Raw genomic sequence first — 17297 nt, forward strand, 5'->3', positions numbered from 1 at the left:
ATGCGGTGACTGGCTGCGGAAGCGGTCGTGGTGGCAGCCGGGGCCAGTCGTTGATCATCGCTATCCAGCGTTGCGTTGGGCTGAGGCCTGAGCTGCGTAGTCGATGAGGACGCTGTCCAAGCCCTGGCGGTCGATGTGTTCAGTGTGGTCCAGCATTGCCCGGATGGCTGCCGAGCGGATGAGGTGGGCGAGGCTCCCGATCATTCCGCCGGTCCGTTGGTGCAGGTATTTCGTCTGGCGCACGAGCGTACCTGGCTCATGCCGGTGCAGTCGCAGGGTTCCCTCCATCGCGGCGACCAGAGCCCGCCACTCCTGTCCGTATGGGAAGGCGGCTGTGTTGATGACACCGCAGCGCCCGGCCAGCTGGCGGCCTCGGGTACCGGTAAACACCCCGGAGCGTTCGACATCGATGCCGGCGTAGACGAAGGTCGCGGGTAAGTGTTCGGTGAAGTACTTCAGGTGGTCGGAAAGCTCTTCCCCGGCACGGGTATCGAGGTTCAGGTTATGGATCTCGTCGACGACCACGATGTCGGTGCGCGCGTCGATGAGCACTTGGCACACCGCGTCGGCGATATCGGTGACGTTCATTCGTCGTACCGGCGGAAGCCCCAGGAAGCGGGCGAATTCCATGGCAAGCTTGCGCGCGGAGCCCTTCGGTGGAGCGGTCACGTAGACGACGGGAATACGGGTTTTGTCGGAGTAGCGGCTGCGGACCCGAAGTTCGTGAAACCGTCCGAGTTGTTTGATCGCGGTGGTCTTTCCGGTGGCTGCGCCGCCGGAGACGATCAGCCCCCGCCGCGCGCCGATCTCGCGTTGGTTCAGCAGAGTGAGCAGCTGGCCCTCGTTGGTGATCTTCTGGATCGCCGAGGTGGTCACCACGACGAGCTCGGAATGATGGGCCACCCTGGCCTCGTTGTAGGCGATCCGATCAGCATTGTCGAGATCTGACCAGTCCTGATCGGGAAGCAAGGTGAATTCAGGCCGGTCAGCGTCGATGAACCGTCGCCACCCCTCCAGGGTGGTTGTTGGTTGCCGCCGTTCCTCGAGTTGACTGATCGGACTCACCAATGCCACTGTTCGGCCTCCTTGCGTGCGTCGAACACCGGCAACGGGATGACATCAGCGAGATCGTCATCATCGGAGTTCTCGAACCCGTCGGTGCTCACCTCGGGCGGTTTCTGGCTTTCATTGGTGTCCTCGGCGCTGGTGGGGCGTGGCCAGGACGGCTCGGGGATGGACCGGGCCCTGGCTACTGCGCGCCGGGCTGTTGGCGGGCTCTGCCGGGCGTCGGGGCCACGTTCGGCACGATCCAGCAGGGCGTCGGCCGCCGCTGCGATCTCGGCTTCAGTCACCGGATCTGCACCCCTTTCCGCGACGATCGCTTGGGCCTGCTTCCACACGGTGTCCCCGAACGGCACCGCGGCGGTGCGCATGTGCGTCCAGGTCGCGGTGATCCAACCGTCGTCGTGATGGTTGCGAACCCAAATCTGAGCGACGTCGTAGGGGTCGTAGTGAACCTCCCACCGGCCGTTGCGGGACCGAACCCCGGAGTCGACTCGCCGGTACGGGTTCAGGGCCCGGGCATCGTAGGTCCGGTGATTGACCCGGATACCCGCTGAGCCGATGACCCGCCACGTCGCGGGCAACAACTCGATGTAGTCATCAGCGCTCAGCGGCACCGGGACGTAACCAGCGACTTCGACCAGGGCCGCGAACTTTTCGTTGGGAGTAAGCGCTTTGCCCGGGGTCACCGGATCCCGTAGTCCGTCGTGGGGCCGGTTCTGCCACACCGCGACGAGCCACTCATCGAGCAACGCCTGCAGTTCCATCAGGGACCACACGGCGTCCTGGTCGGCGTTCTTACCGCGACGTTCCACGCTGGAGCCGACGTACCCGGCGACGTACTGGGCGAACAATGTGCCCACCGACTGCAGGGTGCGTTCCACCTTCGGTTTGTCGGTCGGCTGATCCGGATGAGCGGGTTGCAGGTTGATACCCAGTGAGCAGCACGCCTGCTCAAATGTCTTGGAGAAAAACGCCTTCCCGTGATCACAGACGATGGTCTCGGGAGCGATCACCGGGCGAGCCGCGGCGTCGGCGAGCCGTTGATCGACATCGGTCAAACGCCGGTGCGGCAACACCGAGCGTGACAACCGCAACGCATCGGACCAACCCGGGCGCATCGGCTCTGGGGTCAACGCCTTGGCCAGCAGCAGCGCGGCATCGACGGCCTTTGTGGTGGGCCGCAGAACTGCCGCCGGGATCGAGCGGGTGACGTTGTCGACCATCGCGGTCAGCTCCACCCGATCGACCACACCGTCATCAAGGACCACCCGCACATCCAGCGGGGTGGAGTCGATTTCCACCATTTCACCAGGACGGGCAGCGGTTACCGCGCCGAAGGGGCCGTCGGGTTGTTTGGCTAATGACCGGCGGGTACGGGCGGAACCGAAGGTGTGCTTGCCTTCCTCCAAGCGTTTGACGAGCCGGTAGAACGTGGCTTGGGACGGGACCTTCGGGGCGTCGTCGGGACCGTACTCGGCCAGCAGCGCCTTCTCCAACTTGCGCTGAAGCCTGCTCACCGTGCCGGTCGATAGCTCGGTCTCGTTGTCGATGAGACGTCGGACCACGGCAACGACACGCTCATCGACACGGCCCAACACCGGACGTTTGGCGAGATAGCGGCCGTCAACCAATCCCAGAAGGCCCTTAGCCTCGTAGCGGGATCGCTGACGTTGCAGAGTGATCAACGCCAGATCGCGGCCGGCGGCCCGCAGCTCCTCAAGCTTGGCCAGCTCCCTCTGGCGTAAGGACCGGACCGCCGGATCGAACTCCGGACGAATTGGCTGCCCCGGCGGACTCTCGGGTCGGCGCCCGGTCAACACCTCGACGATGTGTTGTTCCCACCACCGTGCCCGATCAGCGACCTCCGCGGGCACACCTTCGAGCGCCTCAACAGACCACAACACCGGTCGTGACCCCGCCAGCACCTCCAGAGTCGAATCGGCCAGCACCGCCGACAGGGGAACAGTTGTACGTTCACCAACAGCGTCGATGAGCCGTACCGATCCTCCCGCCAGACTTGCGACCGTGAAATTGCGTGAACCTAAACGGATTTCATCACCTTCACGGATCACACCGCCTCGTAAGGAGCTCACAACACTGCCGCGCTCACCGCTGTCCGCTCGTCGAGCACCGTCCGGGACAGATCGGCCACCAAGCGTCGATGCCAGAGCAGGTGGAACAGCACAGGCAGCACCACAAGCGGATCGCCCACCGCCACCGCGCCCTCCAGAAGCGGCCGCTCGCGGGCGAAACAACTCAAAAGCTCTGCCGCAACACCAGGGCGCAACACGCGCGGATGTCGGTACCCCGAAAGCCACCGCAGGTTCGCTGCCAGCACAGCGTCCAATACGCCGACGCGCCGGTACTCCCATCCGGCTGCAATGCACACAGCCTCCGAGCGAGCGAACAACTCCGCATCAGACTCAAGAATCCGGTCATCGGGGCGGACATCAACGATCGTGACCGTGCCGTCGGATCTGCGAGCGTAGTAGTCGGGTACATGATGACGACCATCGGGCCATCGCAGTCGAAACGGTTGGCAGGCAACGCCAACGGTTTCAGGATCAGCATCCAATGCCATCAGCTGGTCACGCTCAACCCATGATTCGTAACCGATGTGCCTGCGCGTCGTCGCGAACCACCACAGCCCGGGAAAGTTCCGTTGCCCACGAAACGAAGGAAACGACCGGATCGGTTCACAGTCGACATCGAACCGGATCCCATGAGCCAGCTCCACCGGCAGGCGCGAAACCCCACTGGCGTCGGCCATCTCGAACACCGCATCGCAGCAGCCACCGACAACAGCACCCGTGGCCAGCATCGACATGCCTAGGACGGTACCGGCTATATCAGATCACATGAGAAAGGCGCGCCGTTGTGTCAGATCAAGTGAGAATTCTTCGGGTCAAGTGAGAACTGACAGTCGATCGGTGGCGACGACCACTGACGTCCCTCATCGCTCTCGGCAATTATCCTGCCATTACGTCACTGTGACGTTTTCCCGCCTGGTGCCCATGCGACAGAATCGATTGCACTGCAGGTGATTTGGGCCCGCTGGGCTTTGGAACGAGGCTCCGCGACGACGTCGAGTATTCAGTCGGTGATAGCGTCGTCAGTGAATGCAAGGGGCTGACCAGATGTCTATTGGGGTGAGACGGACTCGGTGGCGAGTTGTGCTGCTCCTGCCGCTGATAGCCGGGACGATGCTCTCGGGTTGCTCGGCCGATCCGGGACGACCGGTCGCATCGGATGATCCCGTGACAACACTGCCGGTCCCGGCTAACATGCCACCGTTCCCGTATCCGAACGATATTCCACCGGTGCCGTTGCCGAGCGCCGTTCCCGACGTGGAACTGCCTGGTGAGATCCCGCGGGCGCAACTTCCGGCCGACGTACCCCAGATCGAGATGCCTGCTGCGATTCCTCAGATCCAGCTGCCTTCTGCGATCCCGCCCATCCCCTTTCCGTAAAGCCGGCCACGGGGCGAAATTCGTCACTGTGACGTATTCTGTTGTGGCGGTACAGATTTGGCGAGTGGCTTAGGTTCACTCCCGGCCCCGGTCAATTCTTCGTACAACCCTTCCAGAGCGGTGTGGTCGTCTTCGGAGCCGATATGCGCAGCGGTGAACCATCTTGTGTACTCGGCGATTTCGGAGAGTCGCCAGTCCAGCGAGAAGAGCTCTAGCATCGCGGGGTCGGGCCGCAAAAGGCCGTGTACCGCAGCGGGTAGGTCGGCATAGTCCCGTTCGCGCGGTGCAAGAGCCAATGACTCCCAATCGACCAGCCGGACGCCGTCGGCGGTCACGACCTGGTTCTCGTTGTGCGGCTCGCCATGTGTCGGCACCCATGTGTCGCGCCGGGAGCATGCTGTCTCCGCCAACTCCAGGTAGCGCTCCGTCCAGCGTTGGATCTGTTCAATGTGCGCGGTAAGAGCCAGTCGTGCCTTCTCTGCGAGCGGGCCGCTCGTCCAGGGCTCGCGGGTGCGAGTTCGCAACTCGTCGGCGAACGAAAGCCCGACCCGCGGGGTCCATGGCCGCAGCCCCTCAGGTGGAACGGCCCGATGCAGCGCCTCCAAAGCCAGAACCACGTCGCGGACATGTTGGGGCTCGCGGGCCTGCGCCTCGGTCGGGCTGCTGCCCGGCAGCCACGGCGTCACGCTGAGCGCGCAAGCTTCGAGACCGACGGTGAACTGTCCAGACTCTGCCGGCAGCGGTGCACACACCATGTTCAAACCAGCGGCGGCCAGCGCAGCGGCCCCGGCGTAGGCAGCCTCAAGAGAAGATCCGGTGTGTCGGGGTTCCAAGTGGTCCAACGTCACAAACAACGTGGTACCGCCGCCGTTCGCCCGCCAGTGGTACGCACCGAAACCCCATGGCAGATAACTGATATCGGTGATCTGGGGCAACCAGTGCGCAGCAACCACATTGGCGATCTCTTCGTCATCAATCGATACCGGGCGGGATAGCACGGGCCGAATGCTAAGAGATTCACGCCCGAACAAGAAAGGGATTTTTGCTACCCGCACGGGACACGTTGTCAGCTACCGATCGGCCAACACCTGCTCGCCCAAGATTCAAAGAGAACTGAAGGACGTTCTCACCCGAAGTTGGATGGACAGCGCCTAGTGTTACGCCTCGGGGGCACGCGTCGGCCGGCGCCGTGCGAGGACGTGGTCTTGGGGAGGCGTGAGTGGGCGGTGGCCTGTTGACCCGGTGGCGCTCCTGGGGAGCGATTGTCATAACGCTGGCGGGTTTGTGGACGGGCACGCCCGCCGCGACGGCAGAGCCATGCCCGGACATCGGCGTGGCATTCGCCAGAGGCACCGGCGAGTGGCCCGGCGTCGGGAACGTCGGACAAAGTTTCGTCGACAACCTGAGGTCGCAGGCCTTTCCACGCACCGTCGGCGTATACGGCGTGAACTATCCGGCGAGCAGTAATTTCGGCAGCGGCCTCGAATTCGAACTCAACGTCGCCGACGGCATCCGGGACCTCGCCAACCATGTACGAGGCGTGCTGTCCGTGTGCCCGAATACCAGGATGGTTCTCGGCGGATACTCGCAAGGAGCCGCCGTCGCGGCGCTGACCACATCGGGTCTCGTACCGCAAGGCGTGCCTCCCACAGCGGCGCCGGTGCCGATAGCGCCCGACCTCGCCGACCATGTCGATGCCGTGGTGTTGTTCGGCAAGCCTTCCGGTCAAGCGCAGATCAAGTACGGCGTACCGGCCATCGATGTCGGTCCTCTGTATGCCGGCAAATCGTTGGTGCTCTGCGCCGTCGGCGACACCGTGTGCAGTGGCGATGCTCCAAACGGGTCCAGCCTCGCCCACGGCCAGTACGGCATGAACGGAATGGCCGCTCAAGCCGCGGCGTTTGTCGTCGGCCGGCTCGCGCCACCCGCGCCGGTCCTCTGACGGTCCCCCTCAGCTGGGTTCGTCGACGATGGCGGCTATCGCGGTCGCTTCGGCGGTAGGTTCACGTCCGGATCAGCGGGTGCGCTTCTTGTCACCCATCGCGACGATGCCGGTGAGGATCAGATCGATGCCGTCGAGGAACTGTTCCCGGTCGTCGTGCTCGCGCATCTGCTCGGCGACCGCGCGGGTGAACGGGTAGTCGGCTGGGTCGAGACTCCCCCATGCGGTCGCGGCGGCCGACAGATGGACGCTGCGGTCCTTACCCGGCGCAACGACGCGCGCATTTGCGGCGTTCAGTTCAGCGGCCCCGAGCATGTAGTTGGTCACCGCTGTCACGCATGTGAACGCCGCGGAATCCGGCACGCCGAGCGCGACGACCCTCCGGCCTACGGCCTCGAATATCCGCAGCATGGCCGGCTGCAGCGGTCCGCGCGCGAGCTGTGCTCCCGCCCACGGGTGGGCGTCGACGGCATCGAAGACGACTTCTGCGATCGACCGGATCGCCGCCGCGTGCGTGGCGGCGTCGCCGTCACTGTCGCTGAGGAACGCGGCGTCGCCGATGTTCACGACGACATCCGTTGCGTCACTGAGCAACTGGTCCTTGTTGACCACGTGGTGGTAGATCGCGCCCGGCCCGGTCCGCAACACATCGGCGAGCCGCCGAAAGGTCAAGCCATCCTCGCCGTCGGCGTCGAGCAGCGACACCGCCGCGTCGATGATGCGCTCATGCGACAGCGCATCGGTTCGTCGGGAGGAGTCGCGGACTCGGTGTGCCACCTCGTCATTTTGACATCTCTGGAACGCAGTTCCAATATGGAGTTTGGAACATCGTTCCAAAGACGGCGAGAGGTGGAAACGATGACGGTGACGATCGTGGGAGCGGGTATCGGCGGGCTGATGCTCGCCCGGGTGCTGACGGTCCACGGCATCGCGTGCACCGTCTACGAGGCCGAACCATCGATTGGCAGCCGCACCCAAGGCGGCCAATTGGACATCCACGCCGAGACGGGGCAGGTGGCACTCGACGCCGCCGAACTCACGGCCGAGTTCCGCGCCATCATCCACGAAGGCGCAGAGGCCGCCCGCATCCTTGACCGGCACGGCACCGTACTGTTCGAACAGCCCGACGACGGCGCGGGTCATCGACCCGAGGTGCTTCGCGGCGACCTACGCCGGCTCCTGCTGGCATCGCTGCCCGATGGCACCGTGTCGTGGGGGCGCAAGCTCGCCGGTGCGCGTGCGCTCGGCGGAGGTCGCCACGAGCTGACGTTCGCGGACGGGCACACCGTCGCCACCGATCTGCTGGTCGGCGCTGACGGCGCTTGGTCACGAGTCCGCCGACTGGTCTCCGGTGCCGTGCCGAGCTATATCGGCACGACGTTCGTCGAGACCTACCTGCACGACGCAGACGTGCGACATCCCCTGGCAGCCAAGGCAGTCGGAGCCGGAGCGATGTATGCGCTCGCCCCGGGCATCGGAATCACCGCGCACCGCGAACCACGCGGCGTGCTGCACGGCTACCTGGAACTGAACCGACCACTCGAGTGGGCCGCCGGTATCGACTTCACCGATCCGTCTGCGGCCATCGCAAGTGTGGCCCGTGAATACGCTGGGTGGGCACCCGAACTCACCGCACTGCTGATCGAGGCTGATGAAGGTCCGGTGGCACGGCCGCTGTACGCGCTCCCAGACGGTCACCGCTGGGATCACGTGCCTGGCGTGACGTTGATCGGAGACGCGGCACACCTGAGCCCTCCGGGCGGCGAGGGAGCAAACCTGGCCATGCTCGACGGCGCGCGTCTGGCGCTCGCGATCGCCACCCATCCCGACGACGCGGATACGGCGTTCGCGGTGTACGAGCAGGAGATGTTCCCCCGCAGTGCAGCGTCGGCCGTCGACGCCCGCGAGACCCTGGATCTGTGCCTCGGTGCGCGTGCGCCATACGGGCTCGTCGACTTCTTTGCCGACGAACAGGGTTTGGCGCAAGACAGCCGGCGGCCGAAGTAAGACCGTCGAAAGTCATCACGTGGGAACACGCAATGCGCCGCCGCGCCGCCGCATTCGCTGGCATTCTTACGCACCATGGGCGACTTTGGGCTGATCGGCGCGTGGCTGCTGCTGGCGGTCGTGATCGTCGGCGGAGTGATCATCGCGGTCGGCAGTGTGCTCATCGCCAGCCGCATCATTGCCCGTGACGCGCGACCGGAACACAACTCGATCCTGTCGCCGTTCCTCACCGTCGTCGGCCTCATTTACGGTGCGGTTCTTGGGTTTACCGTCGTCGTCGGCTGGCAGCAGTATCTCTCGGCCGAGACAAATGTCGCGACAGAAGCGTCAATATTGAAGACGATGTACCGCCAGACCGTCGCCATGCCGCAGCCCGAACAATCCGAGGTTCGCGCACAGATCCGCAAGTACGCGACCGCGATGCAAGGACCCGAGTGGGGCAAGAATGAGTTCGGCAATATCAGCAACGACGGCCGGGCGGCGCTCACGGCGATGTACCGCATCGTCGGCAGTGGCAAGCCCAGTGAAGCGACCAGTGCGATCAACCAGCCGTTCCTCAGCCAGCTGACGGAGCTGTCAACGATTCGCAGCGCACGAATCTTGGATGCGAAGCCACGGATTCCACCATTGTTGTGGTGCGCCTTGGTCTTCGGCGGGCTCGTGCTGATCGCGCTCACGAGCTTCATGCGGTTGGCTGACAACCGTGCTCACATCATCCTCGTCAGCGCCGTCACCATGCTGCTCGCCTTGCTGCTGTACCTCATATTCGTACTCGACCACCCGTTCGGCCCGATGGGCGTTACGCCCCAACCCTTTTCCGAGGCTTTCGTGGTGTTCGACCTGGTCGACCAGGGAACCTAGTGACGGCCTGGAGGGAAACAGTGACTGAGCAACTGCGCGCCGGGGTTATCGGTGCCGGCTTCATCGGCGCGGTGCACGCCAATGCCGTACGGGCCGCCGGCGGGCTGGTGACGAGGGTTGCGGCCTCCACGGCGGAGCGCTCGGCCGAGGCCGCTCATCGACTGGGCGCCCTCGGTGCAGCCGCCACGGCCGAGGAACTGATCGATTCGGACGATGTCGAGGTCGTGCACATCTGCACACCGAATTCGCTGCACGTGCCGTTGGCCCGGCGTGCGATTGCCGCCGGCAAGCCGGTGGTCTGCGAAAAACCGCTGGCAACAACACTTTCCGATGCGCGTTCGTTGGCCGCCCAGGCGAAGGGAAAGGTGGCCACGGTCCCCTTCGTGTACCGGTTCTACCCAGCGATTCGCGAGGCCCGGGCTCGCGTCGCCGCCGGCGAGCCCGGTCCCCTGCATCTGCTGCACGGGGCCTATCTGCAGGACTGGCAAGCCGGCGGCGCGTCCGCCGGGTGGCGCGGTGAGGACACCGAAGGGGGCGCCTACCGGGCATTCGCCGACATCGGGGTGCACTGGTGCGATCTCGTCGAATTCACCACCGGGCACCGAATCACCCGACTGCTGGCACGCACGACCGCCAGCGGCACGGTGACAACGGTGCTGTTCGATACCGACGCGGGCGCCGCGGGGTCGATGCTGGCCAGCCAGACGGCCATCGGCCGGCGAAACGCACTGAGGATCTCGCTCGACGGTGCCGACGCCGCATACGGTTTCGACCAGGAGAATCCAGAGAACCTGTTCGTCGGCGGCATGGACGGCAACCTCACGCTGCATCGCGGGTCGCCTGCGTCGTCTGCGGCGACGACACGCTACTCGTTGCTTCCGCCCGGCCACCCGCAGGGTTACCAGGACTGCTTCAACGCCTTTGTCGCGGACACCTACGCCGCGATCGGCGGGTCGGCTCCTGACGGGTTGCCCACGTTTGCCGACGGCCTGCGCGCGGCCGCACTGGTGGACGCGGTGATCACCTCGTCTCAATCCGCTACCTGGGTGGAGGTGCCGACATGACGACGCACCATCCACCGCTCAGCAGGGCCACTGCGCGACTAGTGGCGCCGGTGTCCATGTCGGCCAGGCCGGCGAACCGACGATGAATCCGCCCGCGATCTGTGCCACGATGCGGGGACCTTTCAGCGTGCTGTTGTCATAGAACGTCGCGGAATCCGCCCGCGCTGCCGCGGTCGCGACGAGATCCCAAAGCCGTTGATAGCGTTCGCGAATCTTGTGCTCAGGCACGTCATGGCCGCCGGCTTCGACCCGGTGTCGCACGCGTAGCACGGCGAGATCCTCAGGGATCAAGACGGCATGCAGGACGACGATGTATCCGGCTGCGTGTGCGTCACCGATGAGGTCCAACTTGGAAGGGTGCGAGAAAACGGTTTCAGCGATGAAGGATTCGCCCCGCTCGATGAGTTTGGCTCTCGTTTCGGCGGCGACCGCGGCGGCCTCGTACGCATGTGTCGCCGCCGAATCCGGCCAGCGGCGCTTGGCGATCTCGTCAGCGTTGACGACGGGACTGCCCGGCAACAGCGGAGCGAGGGTCAGTTCGATGAAGGTCGACTTGCCCGCGCCGTTGGATCCGACGACGAGGTCGAGGCGCTTCACCCCTGGTGCGTCAGCGGTGTCGTGGTGCCGTCGGGACGGTACTGCACGATCTCGCCGTCATCGCCGATGGCGACCGTCGTGATTCCACGGGCGGCGAGGGTCTTGCCGTAGTCGGCCCGGCCCAAGCTCTCTTCGATGGCCGCGGAGATCTCGGCGTTGAACACGACCCCTTCCTCTACCGTCAGCGAACGCAGCGGCATCTCCCCGGCCAGGGCTGCCTCAACCCGACGACGCGCGGCGCTCTGCTGGCTCGATACGGCCCGCCCGACGCGAGCCCAGTGGTCGAGTTGCTGTTTGGCCGACCGGCTCTGACGAGCACCTTCGGCCGCCGCGCTGTCCATCAAATCCGCGGCGAATCGTGTCACCCGGTCTGGGGCTTCGGTCATGACAGCCTCCCGCTGTAGCAGTATGAAACGAGTGTAGCATTCTGCTACGACGGCGAGCTCGCAGCTGAATTGACCAGGAGCTCACGACACACGCGTTTTGATCTGCCTGTTCGAGGCAACGTATGCGGGCATGGACGAGTGGGAGTGCGCCGTCGTGGGTGGCGGCGCGGCAGGGTTGAGCGCGGCGTTGGTGCTCGGCCGCGCGCGTCGTCGAACCCTCGTGGTCGACGCCGGAGAACCGAGCAACCAGTCGGCACGCGCGATCGGCGGGCTGCTGGGCCACGACCGCCGACCACCCGCCGAGCTGTATGCGACCGGCCGTCGGGAGCTGGCCGAATATCCGAGCGTGCAGTACGTCGCAGGCGAGGTCATCAGTGGCAAGACCGTCGACGACCGGCATGTGCTCGAGCTGGACAGCGGCGAGACGATAGCCGCCCGACGGGTACTGCTGGCCACCGGCATGCGGTACTGCCCGCCCGAGTTGCCCGGACTCGACGAGCTTTGGGGCAAATCGGTGTTCCAATGCCCGTTCTGCCACGGCTGGGAGATGCGCGACAAACGACTTGCCGCGCTCGCCGCCGGTGACGACGCCGTCCACGCAGTGTTGATGCTGCGCGGATGGAGCGACGACGTCGTGCTCCTCACCGACGGAGCACCGGATCTACCCGATGGCGAGAGGCGACGGCTGGCAGCGGCCAAGGTGGATATCGACGAGCGCCGGATCGTCGAACTCATCGGCCAGGACGGCGAATTGACCGCGATCGCGTTCGCCGACGGCAGCCGCCTGGAACGCGATGGACTGCTCGTCGAGGCGCCGCTGCGCCAGCGTTCCGGCCTTGCCACGCAACTCGGTGCGGCGTGCAGTGCGGGCCCGACGGCGCCCGACTCGCTCGATGTGGATGCACTGCACCGCACCACCGTGCACACCGTCTTCGCCGCCGGTGATCCATGCACCGAGCAGCCATACCTTGCCGGCGCCATCGCGGCAGGGGCGGAGGCCGCCATGATCATCGTGCAGAGTCTGCTGGCCGACGAGTTCTCGCTGCCCTACCCGCCTGCGTGAGCGTTGCCGTCGCGGCCCGCGCTGATCAGTGGCGCGACCACACCTCCGTTTGTGTGAGCCACAAGAGGTAACCCAACGCCGGAAGAACGAGTACGCACGCGACACCGACCACTACGAGGAGCCCGACCATGGTCGGGTGTGCGCCCGCGGCTTGAGCGATGGTCATCTGGCCGACCAACATCCACGGGTACTGCGCCACACCCCAGCCCGCGATGACCGCGGCCACCGCACCCGCGGCCGGGATCCGCGCTATCGAGAACCGTCTCAGGTACAGCAACGCGAGCGTCGCGAGGCCCGCGACCGCGGCAATCACCAACAACGGCGCGGCGGCGCCGCGCAGGCCCGAGCTCAGGATAGGGGCATCGTGCGTAACCGGATACAGCCCCGCGAAGACGATGGCACCGGCGACGATTCCGACGGCAATCGTGCGGATGCGCAGCCGCTCGGCGAGTGCGTCGGCTCCGGACCGTTGGGCGTCGGCGGTCAGGAACACACCGGCCAAGAACACACAGGTTGCCATCGCAAGGGCTCCACCGACGAACGACGTCGGATTAACCCATGAGCCAATGCGGTCGCCGTATCCCCCGGCGGGTACGCGTCCAGAGGCGAGCGCCCCGACGACCGTGCCGAAGAAGAACGGGGTGATCAACGACGATCCCGCGAATATTGCGCCGAACAGCCTGGCCTGCCGGTAGGTGGCCGCGTACTTGCGGAACACAAAACTGGCTCCCCGCAAGACGATTCCGGCAAGTGCCAAGATCAACGGAATGAAGAGCGTGGTCGTGGCAGCCGCGAAGGACCGGGGAAATCCGGTCCACCAGATCACCAAGATATAGATCAACCACACGTGGTTGGCTTCCCACACCGGTCCGATGCTGTGATCGACCAGTTCGCGCAACTCACCGGCCATTTCCCCGCGCCCAGCGGTGAGATCGTAGAAACCTGAGCCGAAATCGGCTCCACCGAACAGTCCGTAGGCGATCACACCGACGAACATCGCAACGGCGACGAGGTCCGCGAGTGTCATGGCCCCGAATCCCGCCCATCCGACTGCCGCTTGCTGACAACTGCGGCGGGACCGTACGGGCTGGGCAGGTTCTCCTCGCCGCTACGCCAGCGCCGCGCCATAGATCTCAAGACCACATACGCGCCCACCGCCATCCCGAGGTAGAAGACAAGCACGCCCACATAGCTCCACCACAATCCGCTACTCATGCTGGCGGCATCGCTGGTGCGGAGAATCTGCCATACGGTCCAGGGCTGACGACCTACTTCGGTTGCGGTCCAACCACATTCGACCGCGACGATGGCGAGTGGGCCGGCAACGACGGCGAACCACAAGAACCATCGGGCCTTGAGCAAATCCCAACCGCGCCAGCGCGCCACCCAGAACAACACCACCGCCGCAGCCAGCAGCGTGCCGATCATGACCATCGATTGAAAGGCAAGGTGGGTGATGTTGGCCGGCGGCCGGTCGGTCGCGGGCACCGTGTCCAACCCAGGCACCGGCGCATCCCACGAATTGCGAGCGATGATCGAACCCAGGCGGGGTATGGAGAACGCCCACCGCACCTCGCCGTCGATCAGGAGACCACCTAAGCGGAGCGGCGCCGGACCCTCGGTCTTCGGCGCAAGTTCGAACGCCGCAAGCTTCGCCGGTTGGGTGTCGTGAATGCGCATCCCGAGGACGTGACCGATGAGTGGCTGCGCAAGGGCCGCGACGCTCGCGAACACGAAGGGCACCCGGAATCCGAGACGGTGATGCGCGTCGTCGCGGCCGCGTAGCAGACCGGCGGCGTAGACGCCGGAAACCGTCAGCCCTACCACCATGAACGCCGCAACCCACATGTGCAGGAACTGCAGCCACACGCCCTCGTTGAACATGGCCGCCCACGGGTCGATGTTGGTGACCCGACCGTCCTGGATGTCGAACCCTGCCGGGTGGTTCATCCATGCGTTTACCGACACGACGCAGAAGGTGCCGACAACGCCCGAGATCGCCATCGGGATGAGCATCGCCAGGTGCCGTCGAGGTGGCAGACGGTCCCAGCCGTAGAGGTAAATACCCAGGAATATCGCCTCGATGAAGAAGGACAGCCCCTCGAACGCGAACGGCAGGCCGAGCACATCGCCGAACCGGCTCATCAGGCCTGGCCACAGCAATCCCATCTCGAAACTCAGCACTGTGCCGGAGACGGCGCCGATCGCGAACAACACCGCCGACACCTTGGCCCACCGCCTCGCAAGGCCCAATGCCACCGAGTCATTGCGGACGATGCCGCGGCGGTGGATCACGTAGATCATCGCCGGGAAGGCCACCCCGAAACACGCCAGGATGATGTGGAATCCGAGTGACACCGCCATCTGTTGGCGGGCGGGCAACAAGCCGGGGGGTTCGTTCGACGCGAGGACCAGGACCGCGTCGGTCACGGTCGGCACGCTAGGACGCTCCCACCCGGGGCGGTTTCCAGTTCATCGAAATCATCGGGACGCCTCCGGAGGTGGCGACCAGTGCACGACCTTCACCGCGGTCATCTCATCGAGCAATTCCGGGCCGAAGCCAAATCCGCTGCCGCTCGCTCGGCGCGGTTGAGACGCGCCGCCGGGAGCGCCCCCGAACACGTCATTGATCTTCACGGTTCCCACCGGAAGGCTCCGCCACGCCTCCTGGGCATGGGCCATGTCCGGCGTCAGCACGGCAGCCGACAGCCCGTAACGGTCATCCGCTGCCTCCGCGAGGGCGGTATCGAAGTCCGGCACTGTGCGAACGGGTGCGATCGGGCCGAACGTCTCTTCCTGAAACACCAGCATGTCCGTGCTGCAGTCGGCCAACACCGTGGGCGGGTAGAACGTGCCGGGGCCACTACTTGGCTCTCCCCCAGCCAGCACTCGCGCCCCGCGGGTGACCGCGTCGTCGACATGCCGACAGACGATCTCGCGCTGGCGTTCATCGACGAGCGGTCCGATGCGGCCCGACCACTCGCGCGCTTCGCCGACCAGAGCATCGGTGAACGCATCTGCCATATCGGCCACCACGAATATGCGCTCTACGGACACACAGATCTGACCCGCGTTGGCGAACGCGCCCAGCGCAGCCTGCTGGGCAGCCCACGCCGGGTCCACCCCCGAATCGACGATGAGCGCATCGTTGCCGCCGTTCTCCAACAGTGCTTTGGCGCCCCGCCGCGCGCAGGCTTCCGCGATGGCACGGCCGGTCGCGCTGCTGCCCACATGGGCCACGACGTCGATCTCGTCGGCATCGGCGAGCCGGGCGCCGACGCTGCCGTCACCGTCGACGATCTCCAGCACACCGTCAGGAAGATGTTCGGCGAGCAACTCGGCGAACCGGCGGCCCGTCTTGGGGCACCGCTCACTTGGCTTGTGTACCACGGTGTTTCCGGTCACCAGTGCCGCGCCGAGTAATCCCGCCGCCACTGCCACCGGGTCGTTCCACGGCGTCAGCACCGCGACCACGCCGCGCGGCTCGGGCACCATGAAATCGGTGGCAGACCAACCGCCGTGCAGGGTCCTACCGCGGTGCAGCGGCCCGAGTTCGGCGTACTGGACAAGCGATCCCGCGCCCGCTTCGACACCACCCAGAGCGTCTTGGCGCAGCTTTCCGGTCTCGCGTTCGTTGAGTTCGGCGAGTTCGTCTGCCGCAGCTTTCACCGATGCCGCCGCCACGGTGAGGGCGGCCGCGCGTTCGGCGGCCGGTGTTCGCGCCCAACTGCTCGACGCGGCGGTGGCTCGTGCGACCGCTGCCGCGCATTCGGAAGGGCCGGCGACCGGCAACTGCGCGACGAGGTCACCGGTTCGCGGGTCATGAATCGTCAGTTCAAGTGTCTGAGGCACAACTTCGTGTACCCCGACCACGCGTACATATACCCTGCGGTGCTCGTGATAATTGAGATGCGTGCGCCGCGACGCGATTCCTACGATCGGGCGATGGTCACGGATCGGCCCGCGCTGACCACCGCGTTGGGTGCCCTCGGAGTCTCGGCGTCCGGCCTGTTCGTGGCGCTGTCCGCGACCTCCCCTGGCACGGCTTCGTTCTTCCGGTGCGTTTTCGCTCTACCCCTCTTGGCTCCGCTGGCTGTCGTCGAGTGGCGTCGCCGCGGCGTGCCGACAACACGGCAGCAAGGGTGGGCGGCGGCTGCGGGCGTTCTGTTCGCGGCGGACGCACTCCTGTGGACGCAGGCGATTTACGAGGTGGGCGTTGGGATTACCGCGGTACTGGTCAACACCCAGGTTGTCATCGTGCCACTGCTCGCCCGGCTCATCGACCGCGAGTCGCTGAGCCGTCACTTCGTCGGACTGTTGCCCGTCGTCGTTGTCGGAACGGTTCTCACCGGGGGAATCCTCGAGACCGGCGTGACCGGGACGGCGCCTGTCGCCGGTACGGTGCACGCGGCGCTGGCCGCCGTGTGCTACTCGGTTTTCCTGTTTCTGCTTCGCCGCGGAGGTCCGGACCGACCGCCGGTCCAGTCGTACCTGACGATCATGGCGTCCGCAACGATCGCTGCGCTGGCCGGCGGCGCACTCTGGGGCGGTGTCACACTCATGCCGGGCTGGGGAGCGATGGGATGGCTTGTGCTGACCGCGTTTACGGGCCAGGTGCTGGGCTGGTTGCTTGTGGCGCTGGGCAGTCCGCTACTGCGTGCCGAGGTGAGTTCGGCCTTGCTGTTGTTGACGCCGATCGGCGCTCTGGTGCTCGGGGCGGCCTTCCTCGGGCAGGTGCCGTCGATGTGGCAAATGGTCGGGAGTCTCCTGATTCTCGGCAGCGCATACCTCATCACGACAAGGCGGCCGGCAGTCAGGTCGGTCGCGTGATGCAGCTGCCAT

The 17297-nt window shown here is 65.6% G+C and carries 17 protein-coding genes; 7 read left to right on the forward strand and 10 right to left on the reverse strand.

Annotated elements, in window-relative coordinates; all coding sequences use genetic code 11:
* Window positions 1–60: 60 nt before the first annotated feature.
* The 3 genes from ACOI2T_RS17980 to ACOI2T_RS17990 form a co-directional block, all read right to left on the reverse strand.
* Window positions 61–1074: a TniB family NTP-binding protein gene (locus tag ACOI2T_RS17980; protein WP_409506035.1), complete on the reverse strand. Its 1014-nt coding sequence runs from the start codon at window positions 1072–1074 to the stop codon at window positions 61–63.
* Window positions 1062–3014 carry a TnsB C-terminal domain-containing protein gene (locus ACOI2T_RS17985; RefSeq protein WP_409506036.1) on the reverse strand — a complete coding sequence of 651 codons (1953 nt, stop codon included), beginning with the start codon at window positions 3012–3014 and terminating at the stop codon, window positions 1062–1064. Before ACOI2T_RS17985 ends, ACOI2T_RS17980 begins: the two co-directional genes overlap by 13 nt.
* Window positions 3015–3154: 140 nt before the next feature.
* Window positions 3155–3757 carry a TnsA-like heteromeric transposase endonuclease subunit gene (locus ACOI2T_RS17990; protein ID WP_421877343.1) on the reverse strand — a complete coding sequence of 201 codons (603 nt, stop codon included), beginning with the start codon at window positions 3755–3757 and terminating at the stop codon, window positions 3155–3157.
* Window positions 3758–4322: 565 nt separating this feature from the next.
* Here ACOI2T_RS17990 and ACOI2T_RS17995 point away from each other — a divergent pair.
* Entirely contained in the window at window positions 4323–4535 is a 213-nt protein-coding gene (locus ACOI2T_RS17995) for a hypothetical protein (RefSeq protein WP_234816743.1), read from the forward strand.
* Between the two features lie 23 nt (window positions 4536–4558).
* Here ACOI2T_RS17995 and ACOI2T_RS18000 read toward each other — a convergent pair whose 3' ends face one another.
* Window positions 4559–5533: a phosphotransferase gene (locus ACOI2T_RS18000; RefSeq protein WP_409506038.1), complete on the reverse strand. Its 975-nt coding sequence runs from the start codon at window positions 5531–5533 to the stop codon at window positions 4559–4561.
* Between the two features lie 221 nt (window positions 5534–5754).
* Here ACOI2T_RS18000 and ACOI2T_RS18005 point away from each other — a divergent pair, with 221 nt between their 5' ends.
* Complete coding sequence (locus ACOI2T_RS18005; RefSeq protein WP_409506039.1) at window positions 5755–6477, forward strand: cutinase family protein; 723 nt, start codon at window positions 5755–5757, stop codon at window positions 6475–6477.
* Window positions 6478–6549: 72 nt separating this feature from the next.
* Here ACOI2T_RS18005 and ACOI2T_RS18010 read toward each other — a convergent pair whose 3' ends face one another.
* A complete protein-coding gene (locus ACOI2T_RS18010) occupies window positions 6550–7254 on the reverse strand; it encodes a TetR/AcrR family transcriptional regulator (RefSeq protein WP_409506040.1) in 705 nt (234 codons plus the stop codon).
* 81 nt (window positions 7255–7335) lie between these two features.
* Between ACOI2T_RS18010 and ACOI2T_RS18015 the strand changes: the two genes are divergently transcribed.
* From ACOI2T_RS18015 to ACOI2T_RS18025, 3 genes are all read left to right on the forward strand, one after another.
* Window positions 7336–8484 carry an FAD-dependent oxidoreductase gene (locus ACOI2T_RS18015; protein ID WP_409506041.1) on the forward strand — a complete coding sequence of 383 codons (1149 nt, stop codon included), beginning with the start codon at window positions 7336–7338 and terminating at the stop codon, window positions 8482–8484.
* A gap of 135 nt (window positions 8485–8619) precedes the next feature.
* Window positions 8620–9345, forward strand: coding sequence for a bestrophin-like domain (locus ACOI2T_RS18020; protein WP_409506042.1), 726 nt, complete (start codon window positions 8620–8622; stop codon window positions 9343–9345).
* Between the two features lie 20 nt (window positions 9346–9365).
* A complete protein-coding gene (locus ACOI2T_RS18025) occupies window positions 9366–10409 on the forward strand; it encodes a Gfo/Idh/MocA family protein (RefSeq protein ID WP_409506043.1) in 1044 nt (347 codons plus the stop codon).
* 18 nt (window positions 10410–10427) lie between these two features.
* On the opposite strand, the gene ACOI2T_RS18030 is transcribed toward ACOI2T_RS18025, so the two are convergent.
* Both ACOI2T_RS18030 and ACOI2T_RS18035 read right to left on the reverse strand, forming a co-directional pair.
* Window positions 10428–11006 (reverse strand): ATPase, encoded by a 579-nt coding sequence (locus tag ACOI2T_RS18030; protein ID WP_409506044.1) that lies wholly within the window; start codon window positions 11004–11006, stop codon window positions 10428–10430.
* Window positions 11003–11392: a TA system antitoxin ParD family protein gene (locus tag ACOI2T_RS18035; RefSeq protein ID WP_409506045.1), complete on the reverse strand. Its 390-nt coding sequence runs from the start codon at window positions 11390–11392 to the stop codon at window positions 11003–11005. The genes ACOI2T_RS18030 and ACOI2T_RS18035 overlap by 4 nt, the downstream gene beginning before the upstream one ends.
* Before the next feature lie 130 nt (window positions 11393–11522).
* Here ACOI2T_RS18035 and ACOI2T_RS18040 point away from each other — a divergent pair, with 130 nt between their 5' ends.
* Window positions 11523–12455 (forward strand): NAD(P)/FAD-dependent oxidoreductase, encoded by a 933-nt coding sequence (locus tag ACOI2T_RS18040; protein WP_409506046.1) that lies wholly within the window; start codon window positions 11523–11525, stop codon window positions 12453–12455.
* 25 nt (window positions 12456–12480) lie between these two features.
* Here ACOI2T_RS18040 and ACOI2T_RS18045 read toward each other — a convergent pair whose 3' ends face one another.
* From ACOI2T_RS18045 to ACOI2T_RS18055, 3 genes are read right to left on the reverse strand one after another with little or no spacing between them, the layout of a single operon-like run.
* Window positions 12481–13482: a cytochrome d ubiquinol oxidase subunit II gene (locus ACOI2T_RS18045; protein WP_409506047.1), complete on the reverse strand. Its 1002-nt coding sequence runs from the start codon at window positions 13480–13482 to the stop codon at window positions 12481–12483.
* Window positions 13479–14885, reverse strand: coding sequence for a cytochrome ubiquinol oxidase subunit I (locus ACOI2T_RS18050; RefSeq protein WP_409506048.1), 1407 nt, complete (start codon window positions 14883–14885; stop codon window positions 13479–13481). The genes ACOI2T_RS18045 and ACOI2T_RS18050 overlap by 4 nt, the downstream gene beginning before the upstream one ends.
* Before the next feature lie 51 nt (window positions 14886–14936).
* Complete coding sequence (locus ACOI2T_RS18055; protein ID WP_409506049.1) at window positions 14937–16307, reverse strand: aldehyde dehydrogenase family protein; 1371 nt, start codon at window positions 16305–16307, stop codon at window positions 14937–14939.
* Window positions 16308–16400: 93 nt separating this feature from the next.
* Between ACOI2T_RS18055 and ACOI2T_RS18060 the strand changes: the two genes are divergently transcribed.
* Window positions 16401–17285 (forward strand): DMT family transporter, encoded by an 885-nt coding sequence (locus ACOI2T_RS18060; protein WP_409506050.1) that lies wholly within the window; start codon window positions 16401–16403, stop codon window positions 17283–17285.
* The last annotated feature ends 12 nt before the right edge of the window (window positions 17286–17297 follow it).

The sequence above is a fragment of the Mycolicibacterium wolinskyi str. Jessa 2025 genome, from assembly GCF_049241375.1.
In the GTDB taxonomy this organism is placed as follows: Bacteria; Actinomycetota; Actinomycetes; order Mycobacteriales; family Mycobacteriaceae; genus Mycobacterium; species Mycobacterium wolinskyi.

Coding starts and splice junctions, on each gene's coding strand:
- ACOI2T_RS18015 (WP_409506041.1), top strand. CDS start 7,336: ATGACGGTGACGATCGTGGGAGCGGGTATCGGCGGGCTGATGCTCGCC.
- ACOI2T_RS18040 (WP_409506046.1), top strand. CDS start 11,523: ATGGACGAGTGGGAGTGCGCCGTCGTGGGTGGCGGCGCGGCAGGGTTG.
- ACOI2T_RS18060 (WP_409506050.1), top strand. CDS start 16,401: ATGGTCACGGATCGGCCCGCGCTGACCACCGCGTTGGGTGCCCTCGGA.
- ACOI2T_RS18045 (WP_409506047.1), bottom strand. CDS start 13,482: ATGACACTCGCGGACCTCGTCGCCGTTGCGATGTTCGTCGGTGTGATC.
- ACOI2T_RS18035 (WP_409506045.1), bottom strand. CDS start 11,392: ATGACCGAAGCCCCAGACCGGGTGACACGATTCGCCGCGGATTTGATG.